Raw genomic sequence first — 18,429 nt, 5'->3', positions numbered from 1 at the left:
GGGGCGGCCAAAGCAGGGGACGATCAGTGCAGGGGACGCAGGGGCATCCTGCGCCGAAGGGTTTGGTTCCAGCGATTGGCCGGGAGTTCGGGATGGAGGGCGGCCATGCCGGTGGCGAACTTGGAGATCCGGCAGGGGCGGACGCCGTGTGCCCACAAGTGCCTGTCCAGGGGGCCGGGAGCGGAACCGGATTTTGTTTCCACCACCACCGCATTGTCCAAAACCCACGGCTGGCCGTCGGGGGCCTGCCACGTGACATCGGAGTCGATGGTGGCGCGGCTGCCGGATCCGGGGAGGTACAGGGTGGTGCGATCGTAGCGGGTGGACAAGACCGGCTCCAACGGGCCGAACGCAACATCGCCGATGGTTGCTGCGAGTGTCTCGTTGACGTATGCCAGCCCCTCCTCGGTCAACCGGTCGCGGTCGCACAGCTCATAGGGGATGCGCTCCTTGACGGTGGCCTCGCGGGCGCCTTCAGTCTTGACTTCCAGGAAGCTTACGGCGCTGTCCACATAGGTTCGTGTGCGGATCTTGAACCGACGGCGCCGGCCATGTGCGGCGAGCATGTAGCTGTCCAAACCGGGCGTATCGAAGTAGACGGAGTCGTAATCGAACGTCCGCTTCCCGTCCATTTCCAGGACCCGGGCTTCGGTGCTGAAGGTGCTGAGGACCTTGCGTGCCGTTGCCGATGGAACCAGATACTTGCGATCAACCCGGGTCAGCAGCGCGGCTTCCGTGGTGAGTTCTTCAAGCCCGACGGCGGGCAGCTCGCTCAGCTGCGGGATGATCGCTTGGGCGTCGATGCGGCTCATGCGACACCGGCCGAGGTGGGTACGGACTGCCGGGTTTGCTGCGATGCAGGCTGCGGGGCTTGGGCCGGCAGTTCCTCCGGCGCCGGGGTCAGCGCGCCGGCCGGCTGGTTGAAGCCCAGCTGTGAGTGCCGCGGCTGGGACAGGTCCTGGTGGAGGGGGCGGACCGCGTACCGGACGTCAACAATGGTTTTGTCGTTGACCATGTCCAGTTCTTGGATGGTGGCCGAGTGGACCGTCCCGTTGAGGACTTCCTCCAGCCGGGCGTAGAGCTCGGGCTCGCTGTTGATGGCCCGGTCCAGCACCACGATCTGGTGGCGGTAGGCCGGGAGGACCCGGGGGTTGTCGCCGACGAACATCACCAGCAGAACCAAGGCCATCAGGGAAAGGGTCAGCCAGAGCGGTTCGACGCCGATGCCTGCGATCAGTCCCAGCGCCAACGCCGAGAAGTAGTAGGCAACTTCGTGCTGGGCGAGTTCCGTGGACCGGAGGCGGATGATGGAGAGAACACCAAACAAACCCAGTCCCAAGCCAACGCCGGCGGCCGAACCGGACAATGCTGTGGCGACTGCCAGGACGCCGACGTTCATGCCCAGGTATGAAACAACCAGGTCGCGGCGCCGGTGCCGGCGGAGGTAGAGGGCGAGCGTCAAAATGGTGATGGCGGCCAGGTCTGCCGCTATGAGGATGATGGTGTTCATCAGTTACTCCGGAATCTCTTGGGGGATTGATCTCCACTTTTCCCGGCGAGGCTGTGTTGAAACTGTGCCGGGACCAAGGCTGGGATATGTGTTTCGACGGCGGTGGCTTCCGTTGGCGTGGCCCGCGCCTTCCGGACGAACAGGAACCGTTGCTGCACGGCATAGCTGATGCCCAGCAGGGTCAGTTCGGTGACGAGCTTTGCCAGGAGATCCGGGATAGCCAGTGAAGTGAGGGTCCACATCGCGGCGTAATTGGCGGACAACAGGACGAGCACCAGGGCTGCATAGCCTGTAGCCGCGGCACGCAACGAAGTGTCCTTGCCGTGCTCAAACACCAGGCGCCGGTTGATCATGAAGTTCACCGTGGCGCTCACCAGCCGGGCCCCCACCACCGCCAGCAGAAGGGAGTCCGTCACGGCGCTCAGGAGCAGGAACATGACCATGTCCACCGCGAACGCGGACACGGACGAGCCAAGGAACTTCAGCAGCGGTGCGTAGATCCTGATCGAGTCGGCCACGGGACGGAAGTGCGAGCCCGAGTTGTGGTCCAGATAGACGGTGGCTATTTCCACACTCTCGATGCCGTAGCCGGCCTGTTTCGCCTCCAGCAGCAGGTTGAGTTCGTACTCGTATCGCTGCCCATGGACGGTCAGCAGCCAGGGGATCATATCCGCCCGGTAACCGCGGAGGCCCGTTTGCGTGTCCGTGATCCGTTGACCGGTCGCGAGCCTGAACAGACCCCGCGTTACTGTGTTGCCGAACCTGCTCCGGGCGGGGACGTTTTCGGTGAAGTTCCGGCAGCCCAGGACCATTGCAGCCGTGACGTGACGGACGCGGTCGGCAACGGCAATAATGTCGGCCACTCCGTGTTGGCCGTCGCTGTCGGCACAGACCACGTCATGGCCCGGGAAGCGCTCGGCGATGAAGGCGAAACCGCTTTTCAGGGCGTGGCCCTTGCCGCCGTTCACGGCGTAACTGAGCACCTGGCACCCAAGCCGCGCGGCGTCGTCGAACGTGTCCTTGTAGTCAGGCCCGGAGCCATCGTCCACCACCACGATGATCAGCCACGGATCGGCTTCCCGAAGTTGGCGGACAAGGGCCGTGAGCTGGTGGTCCGGCTCGTACGCCGGTATGAGGATGATCATGACTGGGCGATGTAGAGGATGTCCGAGGTGCCGCGCTCTTTGTTCTCGCCAAGAGGGTTGTTCACCATAGAACCGTTGAAGTACATGGTGGAGGAACCGCCGCCGTCGATGTTGTACGCGGTGGTGGCACCCAGGTCCTTCATAATCTGTGCTAGACCAGTCATGGTGACGCCGGCGCTGTAGCCGGGACTGCGGCCGTCCACCACCACGAACATCAAGTGGTTCTCATCGATCACGCCCACGGCCGTGCGGGGCTGCTCGCCCTGGATGGAGTGGTTGCCGAAGTTAGTATCAACCTCCACGTCCTCGATGCGCGAGGCGATCTGGCCGTTGTCCAGCAGCGAAGGCCCGAAGGAGAGTGTGTTCCATACGCCGTCCGCGATGAGCTGGTCGGCGGTGGTGGTGGTCTCGTCGTACACCTCGACGGTGCCGTCCTTATAGAAGGCGAGCCCTTGCCGCGCACCCTCATCCCTGTACACCACACCGTTGCGGATCACGATGCCGGTGTCGCGGAAGCCGTAGTAGTCGCCGTTGATGGCAAAGATTGCGTTGTGGTCCTCGGCGATCGCGGACGTGGTCTCGGTGATGTTCCCGCCATACGTGTCCTCGGCAAACGCCGACTTCAGCGTGGTGGCATCATCAAGCACGACGTCGGCAACGTAGTAGGTGACGGTGTCGTCACCGCTGCCGGTGGTCACGGTTGAGATGGTGACACCCGTGTCGCCCGAGGTGTACGAGGTATCGGTGACCACGGCGCTCGCCGACGTGTCAGCGGAATTCTCGTCCGTCGTCGTGGTTGTGGTGGTTCCGGTCTGGCTTGCCTCGTACTCGGAGACGTTGGTGATCTCAGCGTGCGGGACCACGAACCGGTCGAGGGCCCAAGCTGCAGCACCACCGGCAGAAAGAGTGACCGCCAGAACGGCGGAAATCACGGCGCGCCGTGTCCGGCCGCCCTTACGGTGTTCAGTCTGTGGAGGAGTCATTCCTCATTTCTACGGAGCAAGGCTACGCCGGAGGTTTGCCCAACATATGCGGGGGCTGTGAAGGTTTAGATCCTGTTGCCGGCCGCCAACGCCGCCTGTTCAATGCGTGCCCGGTGGGCTGCCCATTCTTCCGTGGTCCGGCCGGGGATGTTCGGATCCCCGGACCTCTGTCCTATGGAGCCGTCAATGAGCTCCCTGATGATGTCTGCATGCCCTGCATGGCGGGCGGTCTCCACGCACATGTGAACCAGGATTTGGTGGAGCGTCACGTTCTTCTTCTCCTCAGACCACCACGGCACCACGCCCGGCGCATCCAACGGGAGGGACTCGATGGTCTCATCGCTGTGTTTGGCGGAAAAGTGGTGAAGCTCCAGGATCTCCTCCCGGCTCTCGGAAGCAGGGACCCACATATCGGAATCCGGCTCGGCGTCGTCCGCCAGCCAAGGCAAGTCTCTGCCACTTGGCCGTCCGAAGGTCACCCCGAAATAGTCCAGCTCCACGCTTGCCACATGTTTCACCAAGCCCAGCAGACTGGTGCCTGTGGGCGTCATGGGCCGCCGGGCGTCGTACTCACTCAGTCCGTCCAGTTTCGCGAGCAGATCCGCCCTCCGGAGCTGCAAATAGCGGTGCAACGTCGCTTTGTCATCCATGCTGAGCACTCTACCGAAGGGGCCGGGCGGTGGGGCCGGGCACCGAGTTCGCTGGAAACGAGCCAATACCCCCGGATACCTCCAGCGATCTCGCAGCGTTCCCGAGACGTGGGACTGCGGTGGTGCATAGACCCCGACGGCGCTGCTACCGCGGACTCTTGTCGATCACGCAGAAGCGGTTGCCGTCAGGGTCCGCGAGGACCACGAAGTCCGGCTCCTCGGGATACATGTCCCAATCGACGTGCCGGGCACCGAGGGCGATCAGCCGTTCCACCTCAGCGCCCTGATCGTCCGCGTAAAGGTCCAGGTGAATGCGGGGATGCTCCTGCACAGGTGTCTCACTCAGCATGAGGGCCAGCTGCGGGCCGGGGCCGGACGCAGGAACCAGGATCACCCAGGTGTCGTCCCCCGGCTCGCGGGGAACATAGCCCAGCGCTTCGTGCCAGAAGGTCGTTGCGCGGGCTATGTCATTGACACCCAGGACAGTGCTGCCGATGGTCAACATCGGCCCAGCCTAGCCGCGAGTTGCCTTACATGTCTTGTCCTCGGCGGAGCACAAATGCCACAGTGAACCCATGGCCACAGAAGACGATGTCAGGCGCATCTGCCTGGCTATGCCCGGAGTGACCGAGCGGCCCAGCTGGGGGCAGCCCGCGTGGTTCGCCAAGACGCTCATGGCACGCATGTGGGAAGAAGGCGTGGGCACGGTGAAGACCCACGAACGTGAAGCGCTCGCAGCCATGAGACCGGACACGTTCTTCTGGACGCCGCATCACGATCAATCACCGCAACTGATGTTGATCCGGTTGGAGAACGTGGACGTGGAAGAGCTCGACGAGCTTCTGCAGGAGTCGTACAGAATTGCCGGCGCCACGCGCAAACCCAACTAGGGGACGCAGGCTAGACTCTGCCGCATGGGGGAACACAACACATCAGTGGAACACAACACACCGCAGCCTGCACCGAAAGCGGCCGCCGTCGTCGTGCCGTTGCTTGGCTTGATCGCCGTGATCGTGGGGGTGATGGTGGCCTGGACCAACCAAAGCGCCAGCTTCGGTTGGTTCGCCTATGCACCGCTGAGTGACAAGGTCTTTCTGGCCGACGGTGCAGTCATGGTCAGCCAAGGCACGCAGATTGGGCTGGCTGTGACGGTCCTTGGGCTGCTGGTCCTAGCGTTCTGGGCCGGACTCGCCATGGGTCGCCGCCGCTGAGTTCGCCGGAAAACGACGAAATCGCCGGATAGCTCCAGCGAACTGGCAGCTTTCCGGCGATCTCGGCGCAAGCAACAGGCCTAGGTGAGCTTCACCTGGCGGTTCATGTCCTTGTACAGCAGGTAACGGAACTCGCCCGGACCACCGGCGTAGCAAGCCTGCGGGCAGAACGCGCGCAGCCACATGAAGTCGCCGGCTTCCACCTCAACCCAGTCGTTGTTGAGCAAGTACATGGCCTTGCCCTCCAGGACGTACAGGCCGTGCTCCATGACGTGGGTCTCCGGGAAGGGGATCACGCCGCCGGGCTGGAAGGTGACGATGTTGACCTGCATGTCGTGCGCGAGGTCGCTGGAGTCCGTGAAGCGGGTGGTCTTCCAAACATCGTTGGTGTCCGGCATGGACGTGGGCTCCACGTCCTTCTCGTTGGTGACGAAGGACTTGGCTTCGAACCCTTCCAGGCGCTCGTAGGCTTTGCGGATCCAGTGGAAGGAAACGATGTCATCGGAGACGTTCTCCAGGCCCCACTCGGCGCCCGCGGCAAGGTAGGCGTAGCCGCCCTCTTCGAGGTGGTGCAACTCGCCGTCGAGGGTCAGGTTGACCTGGCCCTTGGTGACGAAGATGACGCCTTCAACGCCGGATTCGAACTCGGCTTTGGGAGCCCCGCCGCCCGGTGCGATTTCCACGATCAGCTGGGAGAACGTGGTGGCGAAGCCGGAGATGGGGCGCGCGATGATCCACGACCGGGTGTTGGTGAAGCCCGGCAGGTTGCTGGTGACGATGTCCGTCATGACGCCCTTGGGGATCACCGTGTACGCCTCGGTGACGATTGCCCGCTCAGTGGTGAGGTGGGTCTGCGGCGGCAGGCCGCCTTGCGGGTAGTAGTACTTGCCCATGCGAAATGCTCCTATCAGTGGGAAGTCGGTTGCGCGAGCCGCGGGTGCGCCAGTGCGGTCAGCTGTGAAAGTTCGACGCCGGCAAGCGCCTTGACCTCGTCGGTCCCCACTGCGCCGCACTGGACGCCGCGGAGGACGAAGCCAGCGAGGGCACGGGCGGTGGCGGGTTCATCCATGACCCCGCCTTCGGTGCGTTCAACGTAGTTGCGCAGGCGCAGGGCCGCGGCAGGCAGGCCTTCGCGGTAGAAAGCGTACGACGCCGAGAAACGGCTGGGCAGTTGGGCGGCGTGGAGATCCCAACCCTGGTAGTAGCCGTTTTCCAGGGAGCGACGAACCAAGCGGCCGTGCAGCTTCCAGGCGTCTTCCACGCCATCGCCCACAGGGATGATGTTGGTGGAACCGTCGGAGAGACGGATGCCCGTTCCGGCGACAGCGAGCTGCATGACTTCCTTGGCGAAGTCGGCCACCGGGTGCTCCATGGACTGGTATTCCGCGGAGATTCCGAGTGAGGCGCTGTAGTCGTAGGTCCCGTAGTGCAAGGCGCTGATGCGGCCCGGAACTACGTGGGGGAGTTGTGCCACAGGGGAGGTTCCGTCAGCACCAATGATGAGCTGCGGGGTTTCCACCTGCACTTCGAAGCGGAGCCGGCCGGCGGGAAGCCCGTGGACTTCTTCAAGGCGGGACACTGCGAAGTCCATGGCCTGCACCTGGGCCACCGTGGTGACCTTGGGCAGGGTGAGGATCAGTCCGGCGGGGAGTTCGCCGGCCTCAGCAAGCGTGGAGACAAAGCGGTCCAGCGTCTTCAGGCCACGGGCCCGTGTGGGTGCTTCGAAGCACTTGAAACGGATGCCGATGAAGGGCGGAGCCGTGCCGGCCGCAACCGCAGTGGCAACAGCCTTGGCGGCAGCAACGGCGTCGGCGTCTTCTGCCTCATCGCCGCGGTCTCCGTAGCCGTCTTCGAAGTCCAAACGGAGGTCTTCGATCGGTTCGGAGGTCAGTTTGGCTGCAACCCGGGAGGCAACAGCGGCAGCCAAATCAGGCTCCTGGCCCAACAGCTGCCCGAGCTTTTCCAGGCCGCCGTGAGCTTCCGCCGTCGCCAGTGCCTGTTCGCCCCACTCAGCCGCAAGGGAGGGTGTGAAGCGGTCGGCCGGGACGTAGACGGTGTGGATTGGCTGGCGTGAGCCGTCGTCGCCGGGGTAGTTGCGGTCCAGCAGCTGGTCCGTTGCCTCAAGCTGCGATTCGATGCGGGCCAGGTCCGAGGAAGAGAATGAGCCCATCTCAGCCCACCAGCTCGTACGCGGGGGTGGTGAGGAAGTCCGTGTAATCGTCGGACAAACAGATGTCCTCAATCAGCTTGGACGCGGGCTCGTAGTACTTCTTGAAGTTCTCGTCGCCGAATTCGATCCGCAGGCGCTCGGTTTCTTCGCCCAGGATCCGGGTCACCAGTTCGCGGGTCACAGTGTTGCCGGTGTCTGCGAGGACTGACTTGTTGCGGATCTGCTGCCACACCTGCGAGCGGGAGATTTCCGCGGTTGCGGCGTCTTCCATGAGGTTGTGGATGGCAACCGCACCGCTGCCGGAGATCCAAACGCCGGTGTAGGCGACCGCGACGTACAGGTTCAGGCGCAGGCCGGCTTCGGTGACGTGGCCTTCGGCGGAGGCGACGTCGATGAGCTGCTCGGCGGTGACGTCCACCTCGGGGCGCTGCTTGTCCAGCTGATTCTTCTTACCGCCGTTGGCAGGGTCTCCCAGCACGGAGTCGAACACTTCGCGGCAGGTGGAGACCAGGTCCGGGTGGGCAACCCAGGAGCCGTCGAAGCCATCGTTTGCTTCGCGGGTCTTGTCGGCGCGGACCTTGTCGAAGGCTGCGGCGGTGACGTCCGGCTGCTTGCGGTTGGGGATGACGGCGGCCATGCCACCCATGGCGAAGGCGCCGCGCTTGTGGCAGGTCTTGACCAGAAGCTCGGTGTAGGCGCGCATGAACGGAGCGGTCATGGCAACGGTGGCGCGGTCCGGGAGGACAAACTCCTCGCCGGCATCACGGAAGTACTTGATGATGCTGAAGAGGTAGTCCCAGCGGCCGGCGTTCAGGCCCGAGGCGTGATCGCGCAGTTCGTAGAGGATCTCGTCCATTTCGAATGCTGCCGGAATGGTTTCGATGAGCACCGTGGCGCGGACACTGCCCTGCGGGATGCCGAGGAAGTCCTGGGCGAAGACGAAGACCTCGTTCCAGAGGCGGGCCTCCAGGTGGCTCTCCATCTTGGGCAGGTAGTAGTACGGACCCTGACCGTTGAGGAGGAGCTGCTTGGCGATGTGGAAGAAGTGCAGGCCGAAGTCCACCAGCGCACCCACGGCGGGTTCGCCGTCGATCAGCAGGTGCCGTTCCTCCATGTGCCAGCCACGGGGGCGGGCCACCACAACGGCCAGGGGAGCGTCGGTGCGGAGACGGTATTCCTTGCCTTCGGGCGAGGTGTAGCTCAGGGTTCCCTGGGCGGCGTCGCGGAGGTTCAGGATGGCGTCAATAACGTTGGGCCAGGTGGGAGTGCTGGCGTCTTCGAGGTCCGCAAGCCAGACCTTGGCGCCGGAGTTGAGGGCGTTGATGGCCATCTTGGCCGGGGTTGCCGGGCCGGTCATCTCAACGCGGCGGTCCTGCAAAGCTGCCGGTGCCTCAGCGACCTTCCAGTCGCCGTCGCGGATGTCCTGGGTCTCCGGGAGGAAGTCCAGGCGGGAGGTGTCGGCAACCTTCTGGCGCTTGACCTGACGGGCTTCCAGCAGCTCGTTGCGGGTGCCGGCGAAGCGCTTGTGCAGTTCCTCGACGAAGGCCAGTGCCTTGGGGCTAAGGATTTCCTCGGCGCGATCGATCGGCCGGGGATCAGTGACTGTGATAGCCATGTGAGCGGATTCCTTTGTTCTAGAGGGCGCTGGCGGCGTTGGCGTGCGCAGCGTTGGCTACGGCGGTCGCTACGTCGGCGGCAACATGAGGATCGAAGACGCTGGGGATAATGTAACTCGCGTTGAGCTCATCGTCAGCCACCCGGTTGGCGATTGCTTCGGCAGCGGCCACCAGCATGTTCGGCGTGATGTCCGAGGCTCCGGCGTCCAGCAGGCCGCGGAAGAAACCGGGGAAGGCCAGAACGTTGTTGATCTGGTTGGGGAAGTCGCTGCGGCCGGTAGCAACCACGGCTGCGTGCTTGGACGCGATCACGGGGTCGATCTCCGGGGTGGGGTTGGCCATGGCGAACACAATGGCGTCCTCTGCCATGGAAGCAACCTGCTCTTCGCCGATCACGTGCGGAGCGGAGACGCCGATGAAGACGTCGGCTCCCTTGAGGGCGTCATGCAGGGTGCCGGAGAAGCCTTCTTCGTTGGTGTTCGCGGCGATCCAGCTGCGGTGCTCGTCGCCGTATTCTTCGCCGGAGTGGATGGCGCCGGAGCGGCCGGCGGCGATGATGTGCTGCGCACCCTGGGCCTTGAGGAGCTGGATGATGGCCGAGCCGGCAGCGCCGACGCCCGAGACAACAATCTTGACCTCGGAGAGCTTCTTGTCCACAACACGCAGGGCGTTGACCAGGGCAGCGAGCGTGACGATCGCTGTGCCGTGCTGGTCATCGTGGAATACCGGGATGTCCAGTTCTTCGCGGAGGCGGTTCTCAATTTCGAAGCAGCGCGGTGCAGCGATGTCTTCAAGGTTGATGCCGCCGTAGACGGGGGCCATGGCCTTGGCGATCATGATGATCTCTTCGGTGTCCTGGGTGTCCAGGCAGACCGGCCAGGCGTCAACGTTGGCGAACTGCTTGAACAGCGCAGCTTTGCCTTCCATCACGGGAAGGGCAGCGGCGGGGCCGATGTTGCCCAGGCCCAAGACGGCCGAACCGTCGGTGAGGACGGCGATGGTGTTGCGCTTGACCGTCAGGTTGCGTGCTGCGGCCGGGTCCTCGGCGATGGCCATGCAGACGCGGGCGACGCCGGGAGTGTAGGCACGCGAGAGGTCGTCGCGGTTGCGCAGGGCTACTTTGGGGACGACTTCGAGCTTGCCACCGAGGTGCATGAGGAAGGTGCGGTCCGAGACGTGCTGGACGGTGACGCCGTCGAGGGCGTTCAGGGCGTCCTTCACGCGGCCTGCGTGGTCGTCGTCCGTGGTGTTGCAGGTGACGTCAACAACGATCGTCTCGTGGTGGGATTCCGTGACGTCCAGTGCGGTGATCGCTGCACCGGCTGCGCCGACGGCTGCTGCCAGTTCACTGGTAGCTGTGAAGCTCGACGGTGCGGCGACGCGCAGGGTGATCGAGTTTCCGGGGCTCGGATTCGCCATTGAAATTCCTCCTGTAAGGCCCGTTCCCGGGCCGCCGTTCCAAACTGAATGTTTTCGTATTATGGATATTATTATCTACAAAGTGGAAACACAACCCCTTGCTTGGTCATGTTCGGTGTCATCGCGCAGGTACCGGTTGTGCTGTATGTTGGGTGTTCTAAGCAATTCTTTTCACGCTGCGGATAAGAGTTGTCGGAATCTGAGTCATTGGAGACAAGGGAATGGCTGAAAAAGCCTCCGGAGGCGTGCAGTCCGTTGAGCGCGTCTTTGAACTGCTGGAACTGATCACGGACGCGGGCGGCGATGTCACGCTGAGCGAGCTTTCGTCGTCCACTGACCTGCCCTTGCCCACTATTCACCGCCTTTTGAGGACTCTGGTGTCCCTGGGCTACATCCGTCAGCTGCCCAACCGCCGCTACGCCTTGGGGCCGCGGCTCATCCGGCTCGGTGAAGGTGCCAGCAAGCAGCTCGGTGCCGTGGCCCGTCCGCAGCTGAAGACCCTCGTGGAACGCCTCGGCGAAACCTCCAACATGGCCGTGCTGGACTCGGACATGGTCATCTACGTAGCCCAGGTCCCCTCCATGCACTCCATGCGCATGTTCACCGAGGTGGGCCGCCGCGCCCACACGCACGATACCGGCGTGGGCAAAGCCATCCTGGCCCAGCTGGACGACGAGGTTGTCCGCGGCATCGTGGCCCGTACCGGCATGCCAACCCCCACGGCCAAGAGCATCGGGGACATCGACTCCCTGCTCGCAGACCTCAAACTCATCCGCGAACGCGGCTACTCCATTGACGAGGAAGAGCAGGAGCTCGGCGTCCGCTGCTTCGCCATGGCCGTGCCCAACGCGCCCACTCCCACCGCGATCTCCGTCTCCGGACCCATCACCCGTGTGGACCAGAGCTTCGCCGACCGCGCCGTGCCCATGCTGCGCGAGGCTGCCATGGCCATCTCCGCGGAGCTCAACCAGAACTAGTTTTTCTGTTCGCTTCCGCCCAGTTGGCACTTAACGCCCATGTCCCAGGACATGGGCGTTTCTGCTACCTCGGCGCGGGTTTTGAGCGCGTGGCCTTCTTCAGCATCGCGTTCACCACCAGCGGGTGAACCGGCTGCACCACGGCAAAGTACAGCTTCCCGCGCCACCCTTTAAGCTCGACGGCGGTAGTCACCCGGATCAGCCGGCTCACCGGGTCCACGCCCACGGCCGCTGCGAAGTTCAAGTGTTTGTCCCGGACGTAGATCAGCGCTTCCTCACCTGACTGGTCCGTCACTTTGAAGGTGTCCCGTGGTGCCTTGGGAACGCCGATCAAAGGGACCAGTGCCTGGCGCAAACCCATGGCGGCGGAAACCCAACGCGGCATGGAGTCCAGGGAGAACAGCCGCTCCGCCCATTCCGTGGGGTCTGTGTCCGTGCCTGTGTCCGTGCCTGCGCTGTCCGGGAGCGTGGCCAGGCAAACGTCCGCATAGTCCGGCTTGGGGATCTCCCGGAAGGCCAGTGAATGGAAGCACGGAGCTGGCTGGGTGCCCGCTTCCTGTGTTCCAGTCGATGGGGTTCCGGCTTGCTGGGTCCTGGACTCTTCGGTCATGGCCTGATCCTACGGTGGCCTGCTCTTGAAGTGAGCGGGCTGGGACGGTGAGCTGCCCGCGGGGCCGGGTTCCGGCGTCGTACATTTCCTGCCGACCGCATGCGTCCGCATGCCCTGTGAGCCGACAAAAGGCGGCAGTGTCCCCCAAGGAACCACTGCCGCCTTTTGTTACCTGCGCCTGTTGGAGTTAGTGCTCTGAGGCGCTGGAGGTTTTGAGCGGGACTTCCTTGCCGTCGGCATCAATCAGTTTGCCGTTCTCAAAGCGGTCGCCTTCGCTGAGGCACTTGATGTCCTCTTCGCTGACGATCCTGTCAGTGCCCGCAACGAACACTGACTGGTTGTCCGAGTTGCCGGCCTTGAGGTGGTTGAAGAGGATGTTCAGCAGGATTGCCATGACGGCGGCCGAGCTGATGCCGGAGTGGAAGATCGTGGAGAACCAGGAGGGGAAGGCGTCGTAGAAGGACGGTGCCGCGATGGGGATCATGCCGAAGCCGATGGATGCTGCCACGATGATCAGGTTCATGTTGTTCTTGTACTCAACCTTGGCCAGGGTACGGATACCGCTGGCTGCCACCGTACCGAAAAGCACCACGCCGGCACCGCCCAGCACGGGCGTCGGAACCGCTGCCACAACGCGGCCCAGAATGGGAAGGAGGCCCAGGATCACCAGGATGAGGCCGCCGGCGCTGACCACAAACCGGCTCTTGATGCCCGTGATGGCCACAAGTCCCACGTTCTGGGCGAAGGCGCTCTGGGTGAAGGAGTTGAACAGCGGGGAGATGGCGCTGGAGAGCATGTCTGCGCGGAGGCCGTCGCCGATGCGGCGCGAGTCAACCTTGGTGTCAACGATCTCGCCCACTGCAATGATGTCCGCCGAGGTCTCGGTCAAGGTCACCAGGATGACGATCAGCATGGAGATGATCGCAGCGATTTCGAAGGTGGGAGCGCCGAAAGCGAACGGCGTGGGGAATGCGACGATGTCGCCCTGGCCCACCTTGGAGAAGTCAGCCATGCCGGCGATGAACGCGATGATGGTGCCGATCACCATGGCCAACAGGATGGAAAGCCGGGAGATGGCAGCGTTGCCAACCTTGCTCAGGAGCAGGACTACACCCATGGTTGCTGCCGCGAGGCCGATGTTGGCCATGCTGCCGTAGTTATCTGCCTTGGCGTTGCCACCCATGGCCCAGTTCGCTGCCACCGGCATCAGTGTCAGGCCGATGGTGGTGATGACCGTTCCTGTGACCACCGGTGGGAAGAATTTGATGATCTTGGAGAACAGGGGAGTGATGGCCAGGCCGATCAGCGAGGCCACAATGACCGAGCCGAACACCGCCTGGATCCCGCCGCCGCCTTGAACGATCGCCACCATGGTGGAAACACCGGCGAAGGAAACACCCTGGACCAGAGGCAACTGCGAACCGAACCACGGAATGCCAACGGTCTGCAGGATGGTGGCCAGGCCGCCAACGAACAAACAAGCGGCGATGAGGAGGCCGATGTCCTGGGAGGACATGCCGGCAGCTGCACCAATGATCAGCGGGGGTGCAATGATTCCGCCGTACATGGTGAGGACGTGCTGGAAGCCGTAAGCGAAGGTGCTTCCAATGGAGAGACGCTTATCCTCGGGCCGTTCCGGCTTGTGGGCCTGCGAGGAGGTGGTATTCGCAGGGCGGGATTTCTTCTTGATGTTCATGGCAGACTTTCTGGGTTCATGGCAGACGTCTTCGTCTGGCTAACTGTGTCTGGCTAACAAAATCTTTGGTTTTGGGGTTGGCTTTGTGTGCAGGTCCGGCCTTTACGGGGCGCCGTTGGGGGGACCTGCACACAAAACCTTGGGGTGATGCGGGTTTAGTGCGGTTTAGTGCGGTTTAGCAGAAGCCGGCGATGCCGCTCCAGGCAACCGGCGCAGCGTCGATGTTCTCGCGCTGGACTGTTGCTTCAATGAGGCCGTACGGACGGTCCGCGGCGAAGAAGACCTCGTTGGGGTTGTCCAGGCCGAACGGGCTCAGGTCAACCAGGAAGTGGTGCTTGTTGGGCATGGAGAACTTGATCTCATCCACTTCGCTGTGTGCTTCCAGGACCTTCTTGCCCATGTCGAACAGCGTCTGCTGCAGGGCGTGGGAGTAGTTTTCCGTGAAGCCTTCAAGCAGGAGGGCCTTGATGTCCTCGTAGCTCTTGTTGAAGTCCGTGCCGGCAAAGTCCAGGTTGGTGTTGTAACGCCAGCGGGCGGATACATCGGTGGCCAGGATGCGGTCGGTGGTCTCCGGCAAGGTGGTGTACTTGTCGCGCGGGTAGCCAACAAAGCCGGACTGCGTGGTCTTCAGGACTGTCAGGTCCTTGAGACCGGAAATCAGGTGCGTGGTTGCGCCATCACGGACGACGACGGCGGTACGCACCTCTTGTCCGTTGCGGACGAAGCTGTGATCGTGTCCCTCGCCGTGGGCCTGGATGCGATCCCAGCTGTAGGCTTCGGCTTCCCAGCGGCCGCCGGTAACCCAATCGAACCCGCCGGTGAAGTGGTCTGCGAGGCGAAGCAGGAAGGACTCCGGTGAGCCTACGCCTTCACGGGCGAATGCGTAGACGGTGTTCTTCTGGGTATCGGTGGCAACAACGTGGCCGTTGTCGCCTTCGAGGTGGGCGGCCTGGAAGTCGCCGCGCAGCTGCGAGGTGACGTTCAGGTCTTCGATGTGGTGGCGGTCCGTATCCCGGGTGACCTTGACGACGCGGACTTCTGCTTTGCCGTACTGGTTTTCGCCGAGGACGATGTTGTTGCTCATGGTCATATCCCAACTTCTGTGAGGTGGAACCTAGGTTCCATCAATGAAATTAAGCGCGTGTTTCCACTGCGTTTCTGGTGGCGCCGACCCAACAAAAAAGAGCCGACATCCATTGATGCCAGCTCATTACGACCCTGCCTGCTGCTCTCAGGTTACGTGACCTACGCCACGAACTAATTCGAGAGTAGCGCACTATTTCGTCTTGTGTATACGGGTTTCGAAGGATCGTTATGAAGCATCCAAATGTGACCGCGGCAACTCGCTTTGCTCCGCATGGGGTCTTGACGCCTCGTTTCGGGCCTGCCTACACTTTCCACATAACAATAAAAGATTTCCGGAGTACGGAAAACTGAGTGCACCAGAAAGAGGAGGAACAGATGGACTCGAAGGATACGAACAACGTCGTGGAATTCCCGGCGCCGGGTCAGGAGCTGTACCTGCCCTTCGGTGCCACAGATCCGGACTTCTACATTCCGGCCGACTGTGACCGCAAGGCCGGCGGGTTCTCCCGTTGGCTGCGCGCACTCCCGGTGTTCGGCCGGCAGCGCCCCTAGGATCTTTCCTGCATCCAACGGGCGCGGACTCTGCGCAACAGAGCCAACGAGGCGGGCAGCACCTGGGGAGGTGTTGCCCGCCTTTCCGCTGCCCGCCCGCCGTTTAGACGGCTGGCTGCGCCTTGGACGGCAGGAGTCGTCTAACCCGCAGCAAGCCGTCTATGCGGACTTTTCCACATAAGGACGAGCACACCTGTCCGGGGCCTGGGAGCTTGACGAAGCTTGGTTTATGACCAAAACACACCTTAGGGAGCTCCCCTCCGGCAAAGATTTGTGGCGTACCTCCGAACTCAACGAGGCCGGATTCAATGCCCGGGCCATAGCCGCGCTGGTGCGGGGAGGATTGCTGGTAAGGCTCCGCCGCGGTTGCTACATCCGCGGCAGCATCTGGGCCGCCCAAAAACCATGGGTGCGCAGCCGGCAACTCATCGCTGCCCACGCCCACGGAACGCTCACGACGTCGGGTGGCGGGTTGGTCTACAGCCACACCTCTGCTGCGCGCCTCCACCGGTTGTTCCTCTGGGACGTGGATGACCAAGTGCACGTAACTCAGGAGAAGACGCCCTCACCCGTCTCCCATGCCGCCGGAGTGGTGGCTCATTCCACTTTGCTCGGAGTTGGTGATGTCATCCAAGCAGACGGACTGGCGTGCACGTCTCTCGAACGTACGGTGGTTGACTGCTGCCTGATGCTGAACTACCGGCAGTCGCTGATACTGATGGACCACGCCCTTCGGTATGGAGTTGACGCCGCCAAACTGTGGGAAAAGTGCCAAGCGCTTGCCGGGAGAAACGGAGTACTTGCGCTGCGGCGTGCACTGGACAATGCCGATGCCCGCTCGGAATCTCCGGGTGAGACGTTATGCCGGGAGCTGCTCCAACGGCTGCGGATCCAGCCACCGGAACTCCAGGTCGAAGTGGACACCGTTGAGGGGCGGCACCGTATTGACATGGCCTGGCGCGCGAAGAAAGTGGCTCTGGAGTTTGACGGGCGGACCAAGTACTTCGACTATGCGCCCGTGGACGAGGTGATTTTTCGGGAACGGCTGCGCGAAAAGGCCCTGATGGAGCTCGGCTGGACGTTCCTTCGCATCAAATGGCGGGATCTGTTCCACGAGCAAGAGTTCAAGATGCGCGTGCTCCGGGCTCTCAGCAAACCCTGATAGACGACTCGCTGCGTATTAGACGGCTCGTACCGTCTAATACGCAGCAAGCCATCGAATCGGGCAGGCGCCGCCCTTACCCGGCAGCTACCCCGCAATCAGCTTCCGCGCCGCCGCTGAGTGCTCCGCGATGAGCCCGGCAACGTCCAGCCCAGGAATGGCACCGTCAACAACCCGCCAAGCACCGCCCACCATGACCCGGTCTGCCCGGTCCGCCCCGCAGAGCAACAAGGCCGCAACAGGATCGTGGCTTCCGGAGAAGCGCAGCTCGTCGGGCTTGAACAGAGCCAGGTCCGCCTGCAGGCCGGGGGCAAGCTGCCCGATGTCCGAGCGCCCCAAAACTGCGGCGGATCCACGGGTCGCCCACCCCAGTGCCCGCTCCACGGGCACGGAGGCGCCGTAACGGAGTCGCTGCAGGTACAGGGCCTGCCGTGCTTCGAGGATCATGTTGGAGGCATCGTTGGACGCCGAACCGTCCACTCCCAGCCCCACGGGAACGCCCGCTGCCTCAAGTTCCAGGACGCGTGCGGTGCCGGATGCGAGGCGCATGTTGGAGGTGGGGCAGTGCGCGACGGCGGTGCCCGCGGCTCCCAGCCTGGCGATCTCGTCGTCGTTGAAGTGGATGCCGTGTCCAAGCCACGTCCGGTTGCCCAACCAGCCCACGGACTCCAAATAATCCACGGTCCGCAGTCCAAACATGGATTTGCAGAAGTCTTCCTCGTCAATGGTTTCGGCAAGGTGAGTGTGCAGCCGGACGTCGAATCGTTCGGCCATGGCGGCGCTCTCGGCCATGATTTCCTTGGTCACGGAGAAGGGTGAGCAGGGGGCCAGCGCGATTTGCACAACAGCCCCATCGCCGGTCTGGTGATACTGACGAATCAGCCGTTCGCTGTCCTCAAGGATCGCTTCAGGTGACTGGACTGTGGTCCTGGGCGGCAGCCCGCCGTCGTCCTCTCCCAAGGTCATGGACCCGCGGGTCAACGTGGCGCGCATTCCCATGGCGCGGACGGCGGCTACTTCTATGTCGATTGCGTCTTCCATGCCGTCGGGGAAGAGGTAGTGGTGGTCGGCGGCGGTGGTGCAGCCGGACAGCAACAGCTCAGCCAGCGCCACCTGCACAGCGAGTTCGAGGCTGCGCGGGGTGAGCCGGGCCCACACAGGGTAGAGGTTTTGCAGCCACGGAAACAGGGGAGCGTTGGCCACGGGACCCCACGCGCGGGTGAGGGTTTGGTAGAAGTGGTGGTGGGTGTTGATGAGCCCGGGGAGCACCACATGGCCGGACGCGTCAAAGACGGTTGCGGGAGAAGAGGGCTGCCCGCCCGAAGGCACCAGCTCCAGAATTTTGCCGTCGGCAACAACCAGGCCGCCGCCGGCGTCGTGCTCGTTTGCGGTGAAGATACCCAGCGGGTTTTTGATCCAAAGTGGGGTCATGACAGGTTCCTTGTCTGGTCGGCGTGTACGCGTTCCAGCTCAGTTAGGCCCTGTCTGCTGATCCAGGTTGCCGGACCGTCAGAACGCGGCCCAGTCCGAAAAGCGTAAAATGGTCGACGGCGGCCGTCAACGCTTGCGGGCGGGTTCCGGTCACATTCGGGCACCAGGGCCGGCGCAAGCCCGCCCCATAAGTAATTTCGTATGACGAAAT

General features: G+C 63.1%; 19 protein-coding genes. 5 read left to right on the top strand and 14 right to left on the bottom strand.

The genetic code is table 11. From position 1 onward, the window contains the following. Positions 1-23: 23 nt before the first annotated feature. From ABI796_RS16130 to ABI796_RS16105, 6 genes are all read right to left on the bottom strand, one after another. The gene (locus tag ABI796_RS16130) at positions 24-812 is read right to left on the bottom strand and encodes a polyphosphate polymerase domain-containing protein (protein WP_141280981.1); all 789 of its coding nucleotides are present in this window, start codon (positions 810-812) and stop codon (positions 24-26) included. Then, positions 809-1,510 carry a DUF4956 domain-containing protein gene (locus ABI796_RS16125; RefSeq protein WP_141280983.1) on the bottom strand — a complete coding sequence of 234 codons (702 nt, stop codon included), beginning with the start codon at positions 1,508-1,510 and terminating at the stop codon, positions 809-811. Before ABI796_RS16125 ends, ABI796_RS16130 begins: the two co-directional genes overlap by 4 nt. Next, a complete protein-coding gene (locus tag ABI796_RS16120) occupies positions 1,510-2,655 on the bottom strand; it encodes a bifunctional glycosyltransferase family 2/GtrA family protein (RefSeq protein ID WP_141280985.1) in 1,146 nt (381 codons plus the stop codon). Before ABI796_RS16120 ends, ABI796_RS16125 begins: the two co-directional genes overlap by 1 nt. Continuing rightward, positions 2,652-3,638 carry a phosphodiester glycosidase family protein gene (locus ABI796_RS16115; RefSeq protein WP_141280987.1) on the bottom strand — a complete coding sequence of 329 codons (987 nt, stop codon included), beginning with the start codon at positions 3,636-3,638 and terminating at the stop codon, positions 2,652-2,654. Before ABI796_RS16115 ends, ABI796_RS16120 begins: the two co-directional genes overlap by 4 nt. A 65-nt stretch (positions 3,639-3,703) precedes the next feature. After that, the gene (locus tag ABI796_RS16110; protein ID WP_141280989.1) at positions 3,704-4,288 is read right to left on the bottom strand and encodes a DinB family protein; all 585 of its coding nucleotides are present in this window, start codon (positions 4,286-4,288) and stop codon (positions 3,704-3,706) included. 145 nt (positions 4,289-4,433) lie between these two features. Continuing rightward, the gene (locus ABI796_RS16105; RefSeq protein ID WP_141280991.1) at positions 4,434-4,793 is read right to left on the bottom strand and encodes a VOC family protein; all 360 of its coding nucleotides are present in this window, start codon (positions 4,791-4,793) and stop codon (positions 4,434-4,436) included. 70 nt (positions 4,794-4,863) lie between these two features. On the opposite strand from ABI796_RS16105, the gene ABI796_RS16100 reads away from it, so the two are divergent. Beyond that, the gene (locus ABI796_RS16100; RefSeq protein ID WP_141280993.1) at positions 4,864-5,178 is read left to right on the top strand and encodes an MmcQ/YjbR family DNA-binding protein; all 315 of its coding nucleotides are present in this window, start codon (positions 4,864-4,866) and stop codon (positions 5,176-5,178) included. Between the two features lie 24 nt (positions 5,179-5,202). After that, positions 5,203-5,499 (top strand): hypothetical protein, encoded by a 297-nt coding sequence (locus ABI796_RS16095; protein ID WP_141280995.1) that lies wholly within the window; start codon positions 5,203-5,205, stop codon positions 5,497-5,499. Positions 5,500-5,579: 80 nt separating this feature from the next. Here the strand turns inward: ABI796_RS16095 and ABI796_RS16090 are convergent, their stop codons facing one another. Genes ABI796_RS16090 through ABI796_RS16075 form a run of 4 tightly spaced genes read right to left on the bottom strand, consistent with a single transcriptional unit; the run spans position 5,580 to position 10,704 of the window. Beyond that, positions 5,580-6,392, bottom strand: coding sequence for a bifunctional allantoicase/(S)-ureidoglycine aminohydrolase (locus tag ABI796_RS16090; RefSeq protein WP_141280997.1), 813 nt, complete (start codon positions 6,390-6,392; stop codon positions 5,580-5,582). Between the two features lie 14 nt (positions 6,393-6,406). Continuing rightward, the gene (locus ABI796_RS16085) at positions 6,407-7,669 is read right to left on the bottom strand and encodes a DUF6986 family protein (RefSeq protein WP_141280999.1); all 1,263 of its coding nucleotides are present in this window, start codon (positions 7,667-7,669) and stop codon (positions 6,407-6,409) included. A gap of 1 nt (position 7,670) precedes the next feature. Further along, positions 7,671-9,284, bottom strand: a complete 1,614-nt coding sequence (aceB, locus tag ABI796_RS16080; protein WP_141281001.1) for a malate synthase A — start codon at positions 9,282-9,284, stop codon at positions 7,671-7,673. A 19-nt stretch (positions 9,285-9,303) separates the two neighbouring features. Continuing rightward, positions 9,304-10,704 (bottom strand): NAD-dependent malic enzyme, encoded by a 1,401-nt coding sequence (locus tag ABI796_RS16075; RefSeq protein ID WP_141281003.1) that lies wholly within the window; start codon positions 10,702-10,704, stop codon positions 9,304-9,306. 221 nt (positions 10,705-10,925) lie between these two features. Between ABI796_RS16075 and ABI796_RS16070 the strand changes: the two genes are divergently transcribed. After that, positions 10,926-11,681: an IclR family transcriptional regulator gene (locus tag ABI796_RS16070; protein ID WP_011776026.1), complete on the top strand. Its 756-nt coding sequence runs from the start codon at positions 10,926-10,928 to the stop codon at positions 11,679-11,681. A 64-nt stretch (positions 11,682-11,745) separates the two neighbouring features. Here ABI796_RS16070 and ABI796_RS16065 read toward each other — a convergent pair whose 3' ends face one another. From ABI796_RS16065 to pucL, 3 genes are all read right to left on the bottom strand, one after another. Next, positions 11,746-12,291 carry a DUF2867 domain-containing protein gene (locus ABI796_RS16065; RefSeq protein ID WP_141281005.1) on the bottom strand — a complete coding sequence of 182 codons (546 nt, stop codon included), beginning with the start codon at positions 12,289-12,291 and terminating at the stop codon, positions 11,746-11,748. A 187-nt stretch (positions 12,292-12,478) separates the two neighbouring features. Beyond that, entirely contained in the window at positions 12,479-13,987 is a 1,509-nt protein-coding gene (locus tag ABI796_RS16060) for a nucleobase:cation symporter-2 family protein (RefSeq protein WP_141281007.1), read from the bottom strand. A 175-nt stretch (positions 13,988-14,162) separates the two neighbouring features. After that, positions 14,163-15,077, bottom strand: a complete 915-nt coding sequence (pucL, locus tag ABI796_RS16055) for a factor-independent urate hydroxylase (protein ID WP_174754456.1) — start codon at positions 15,075-15,077, stop codon at positions 14,163-14,165. 371 nt (positions 15,078-15,448) lie between these two features. Between pucL and ABI796_RS16050 the strand changes: the two genes are divergently transcribed. Both ABI796_RS16050 and ABI796_RS16045 read left to right on the top strand, forming a co-directional pair. Further along, positions 15,449-15,625 (top strand): hypothetical protein, encoded by a 177-nt coding sequence (locus ABI796_RS16050; protein WP_014922716.1) that lies wholly within the window; start codon positions 15,449-15,451, stop codon positions 15,623-15,625. A 229-nt stretch (positions 15,626-15,854) separates the two neighbouring features. Then, positions 15,855-16,787, top strand: a complete 933-nt coding sequence (locus ABI796_RS16045) for a type IV toxin-antitoxin system AbiEi family antitoxin domain-containing protein (protein WP_141281009.1) — start codon at positions 15,855-15,857, stop codon at positions 16,785-16,787. Between the two features lie 87 nt (positions 16,788-16,874). On the opposite strand, the gene ABI796_RS16040 is transcribed toward ABI796_RS16045, so the two are convergent. Continuing rightward, positions 16,875-18,218 carry an 8-oxoguanine deaminase gene (locus tag ABI796_RS16040; RefSeq protein WP_141281011.1) on the bottom strand — a complete coding sequence of 448 codons (1,344 nt, stop codon included), beginning with the start codon at positions 18,216-18,218 and terminating at the stop codon, positions 16,875-16,877. Positions 18,219-18,429 lie beyond the last annotated feature (211 nt).

Source organism: Paenarthrobacter aurescens, from assembly GCF_041549525.1.
GTDB lineage: Bacteria > Actinomycetota > Actinomycetes > Actinomycetales > Micrococcaceae > Arthrobacter > Arthrobacter aurescens.
Note: the sequence above shows the minus strand (reverse complement) of the source record. Positions and strands in the feature narration are given on the sequence as shown.

Bases quoted from the DNA above. Each gene is read 5' to 3' on its own strand.
- ABI796_RS16090 (WP_141280997.1), bottom strand. From the start codon at position 6,392: ATGGGCAAGTACTACTACCCGCAAGGCGGCCTGCCGCCGCAGACCCAC.
- ABI796_RS16125 (WP_141280983.1), bottom strand. From the start codon at position 1,510: ATGAACACCATCATCCTCATAGCGGCAGACCTGGCCGCCATCACCATT.
- ABI796_RS16115 (WP_141280987.1), bottom strand. From the start codon at position 3,638: ATGACTCCTCCACAGACTGAACACCGTAAGGGCGGCCGGACACGGCGC.
- ABI796_RS16130 (WP_141280981.1), bottom strand. From the start codon at position 812: ATGAGCCGCATCGACGCCCAAGCGATCATCCCGCAGCTGAGCGAGCTG.
- ABI796_RS16045 (WP_141281009.1), top strand. From the start codon at position 15,855: ATGACCAAAACACACCTTAGGGAGCTCCCCTCCGGCAAAGATTTGTGG.
- ABI796_RS16110 (WP_141280989.1), bottom strand. From the start codon at position 4,288: ATGGATGACAAAGCGACGTTGCACCGCTATTTGCAGCTCCGGAGGGCG.
- ABI796_RS16050 (WP_014922716.1), top strand. From the start codon at position 15,449: ATGGACTCGAAGGATACGAACAACGTCGTGGAATTCCCGGCGCCGGGT.
- ABI796_RS16070 (WP_011776026.1), top strand. From the start codon at position 10,926: ATGGCTGAAAAAGCCTCCGGAGGCGTGCAGTCCGTTGAGCGCGTCTTT.
- ABI796_RS16085 (WP_141280999.1), bottom strand. From the start codon at position 7,669: ATGGGCTCATTCTCTTCCTCGGACCTGGCCCGCATCGAATCGCAGCTT.
- aceB (WP_141281001.1), bottom strand. From the start codon at position 9,284: ATGGCTATCACAGTCACTGATCCCCGGCCGATCGATCGCGCCGAGGAA.
- ABI796_RS16105 (WP_141280991.1), bottom strand. From the start codon at position 4,793: ATGTTGACCATCGGCAGCACTGTCCTGGGTGTCAATGACATAGCCCGC.
- ABI796_RS16040 (WP_141281011.1), bottom strand. From the start codon at position 18,218: ATGACCCCACTTTGGATCAAAAACCCGCTGGGTATCTTCACCGCAAAC.
- ABI796_RS16065 (WP_141281005.1), bottom strand. From the start codon at position 12,291: ATGACCGAAGAGTCCAGGACCCAGCAAGCCGGAACCCCATCGACTGGA.
- ABI796_RS16060 (WP_141281007.1), bottom strand. From the start codon at position 13,987: ATGAACATCAAGAAGAAATCCCGCCCTGCGAATACCACCTCCTCGCAG.
- ABI796_RS16100 (WP_141280993.1), top strand. From the start codon at position 4,864: ATGGCCACAGAAGACGATGTCAGGCGCATCTGCCTGGCTATGCCCGGA.
- ABI796_RS16075 (WP_141281003.1), bottom strand. From the start codon at position 10,704: ATGGCGAATCCGAGCCCCGGAAACTCGATCACCCTGCGCGTCGCCGCA.
- ABI796_RS16120 (WP_141280985.1), bottom strand. From the start codon at position 2,655: ATGATCATCCTCATACCGGCGTACGAGCCGGACCACCAGCTCACGGCC.
- pucL (WP_174754456.1), bottom strand. From the start codon at position 15,077: ATGACCATGAGCAACAACATCGTCCTCGGCGAAAACCAGTACGGCAAA.
- ABI796_RS16095 (WP_141280995.1), top strand. From the start codon at position 5,203: ATGGGGGAACACAACACATCAGTGGAACACAACACACCGCAGCCTGCA.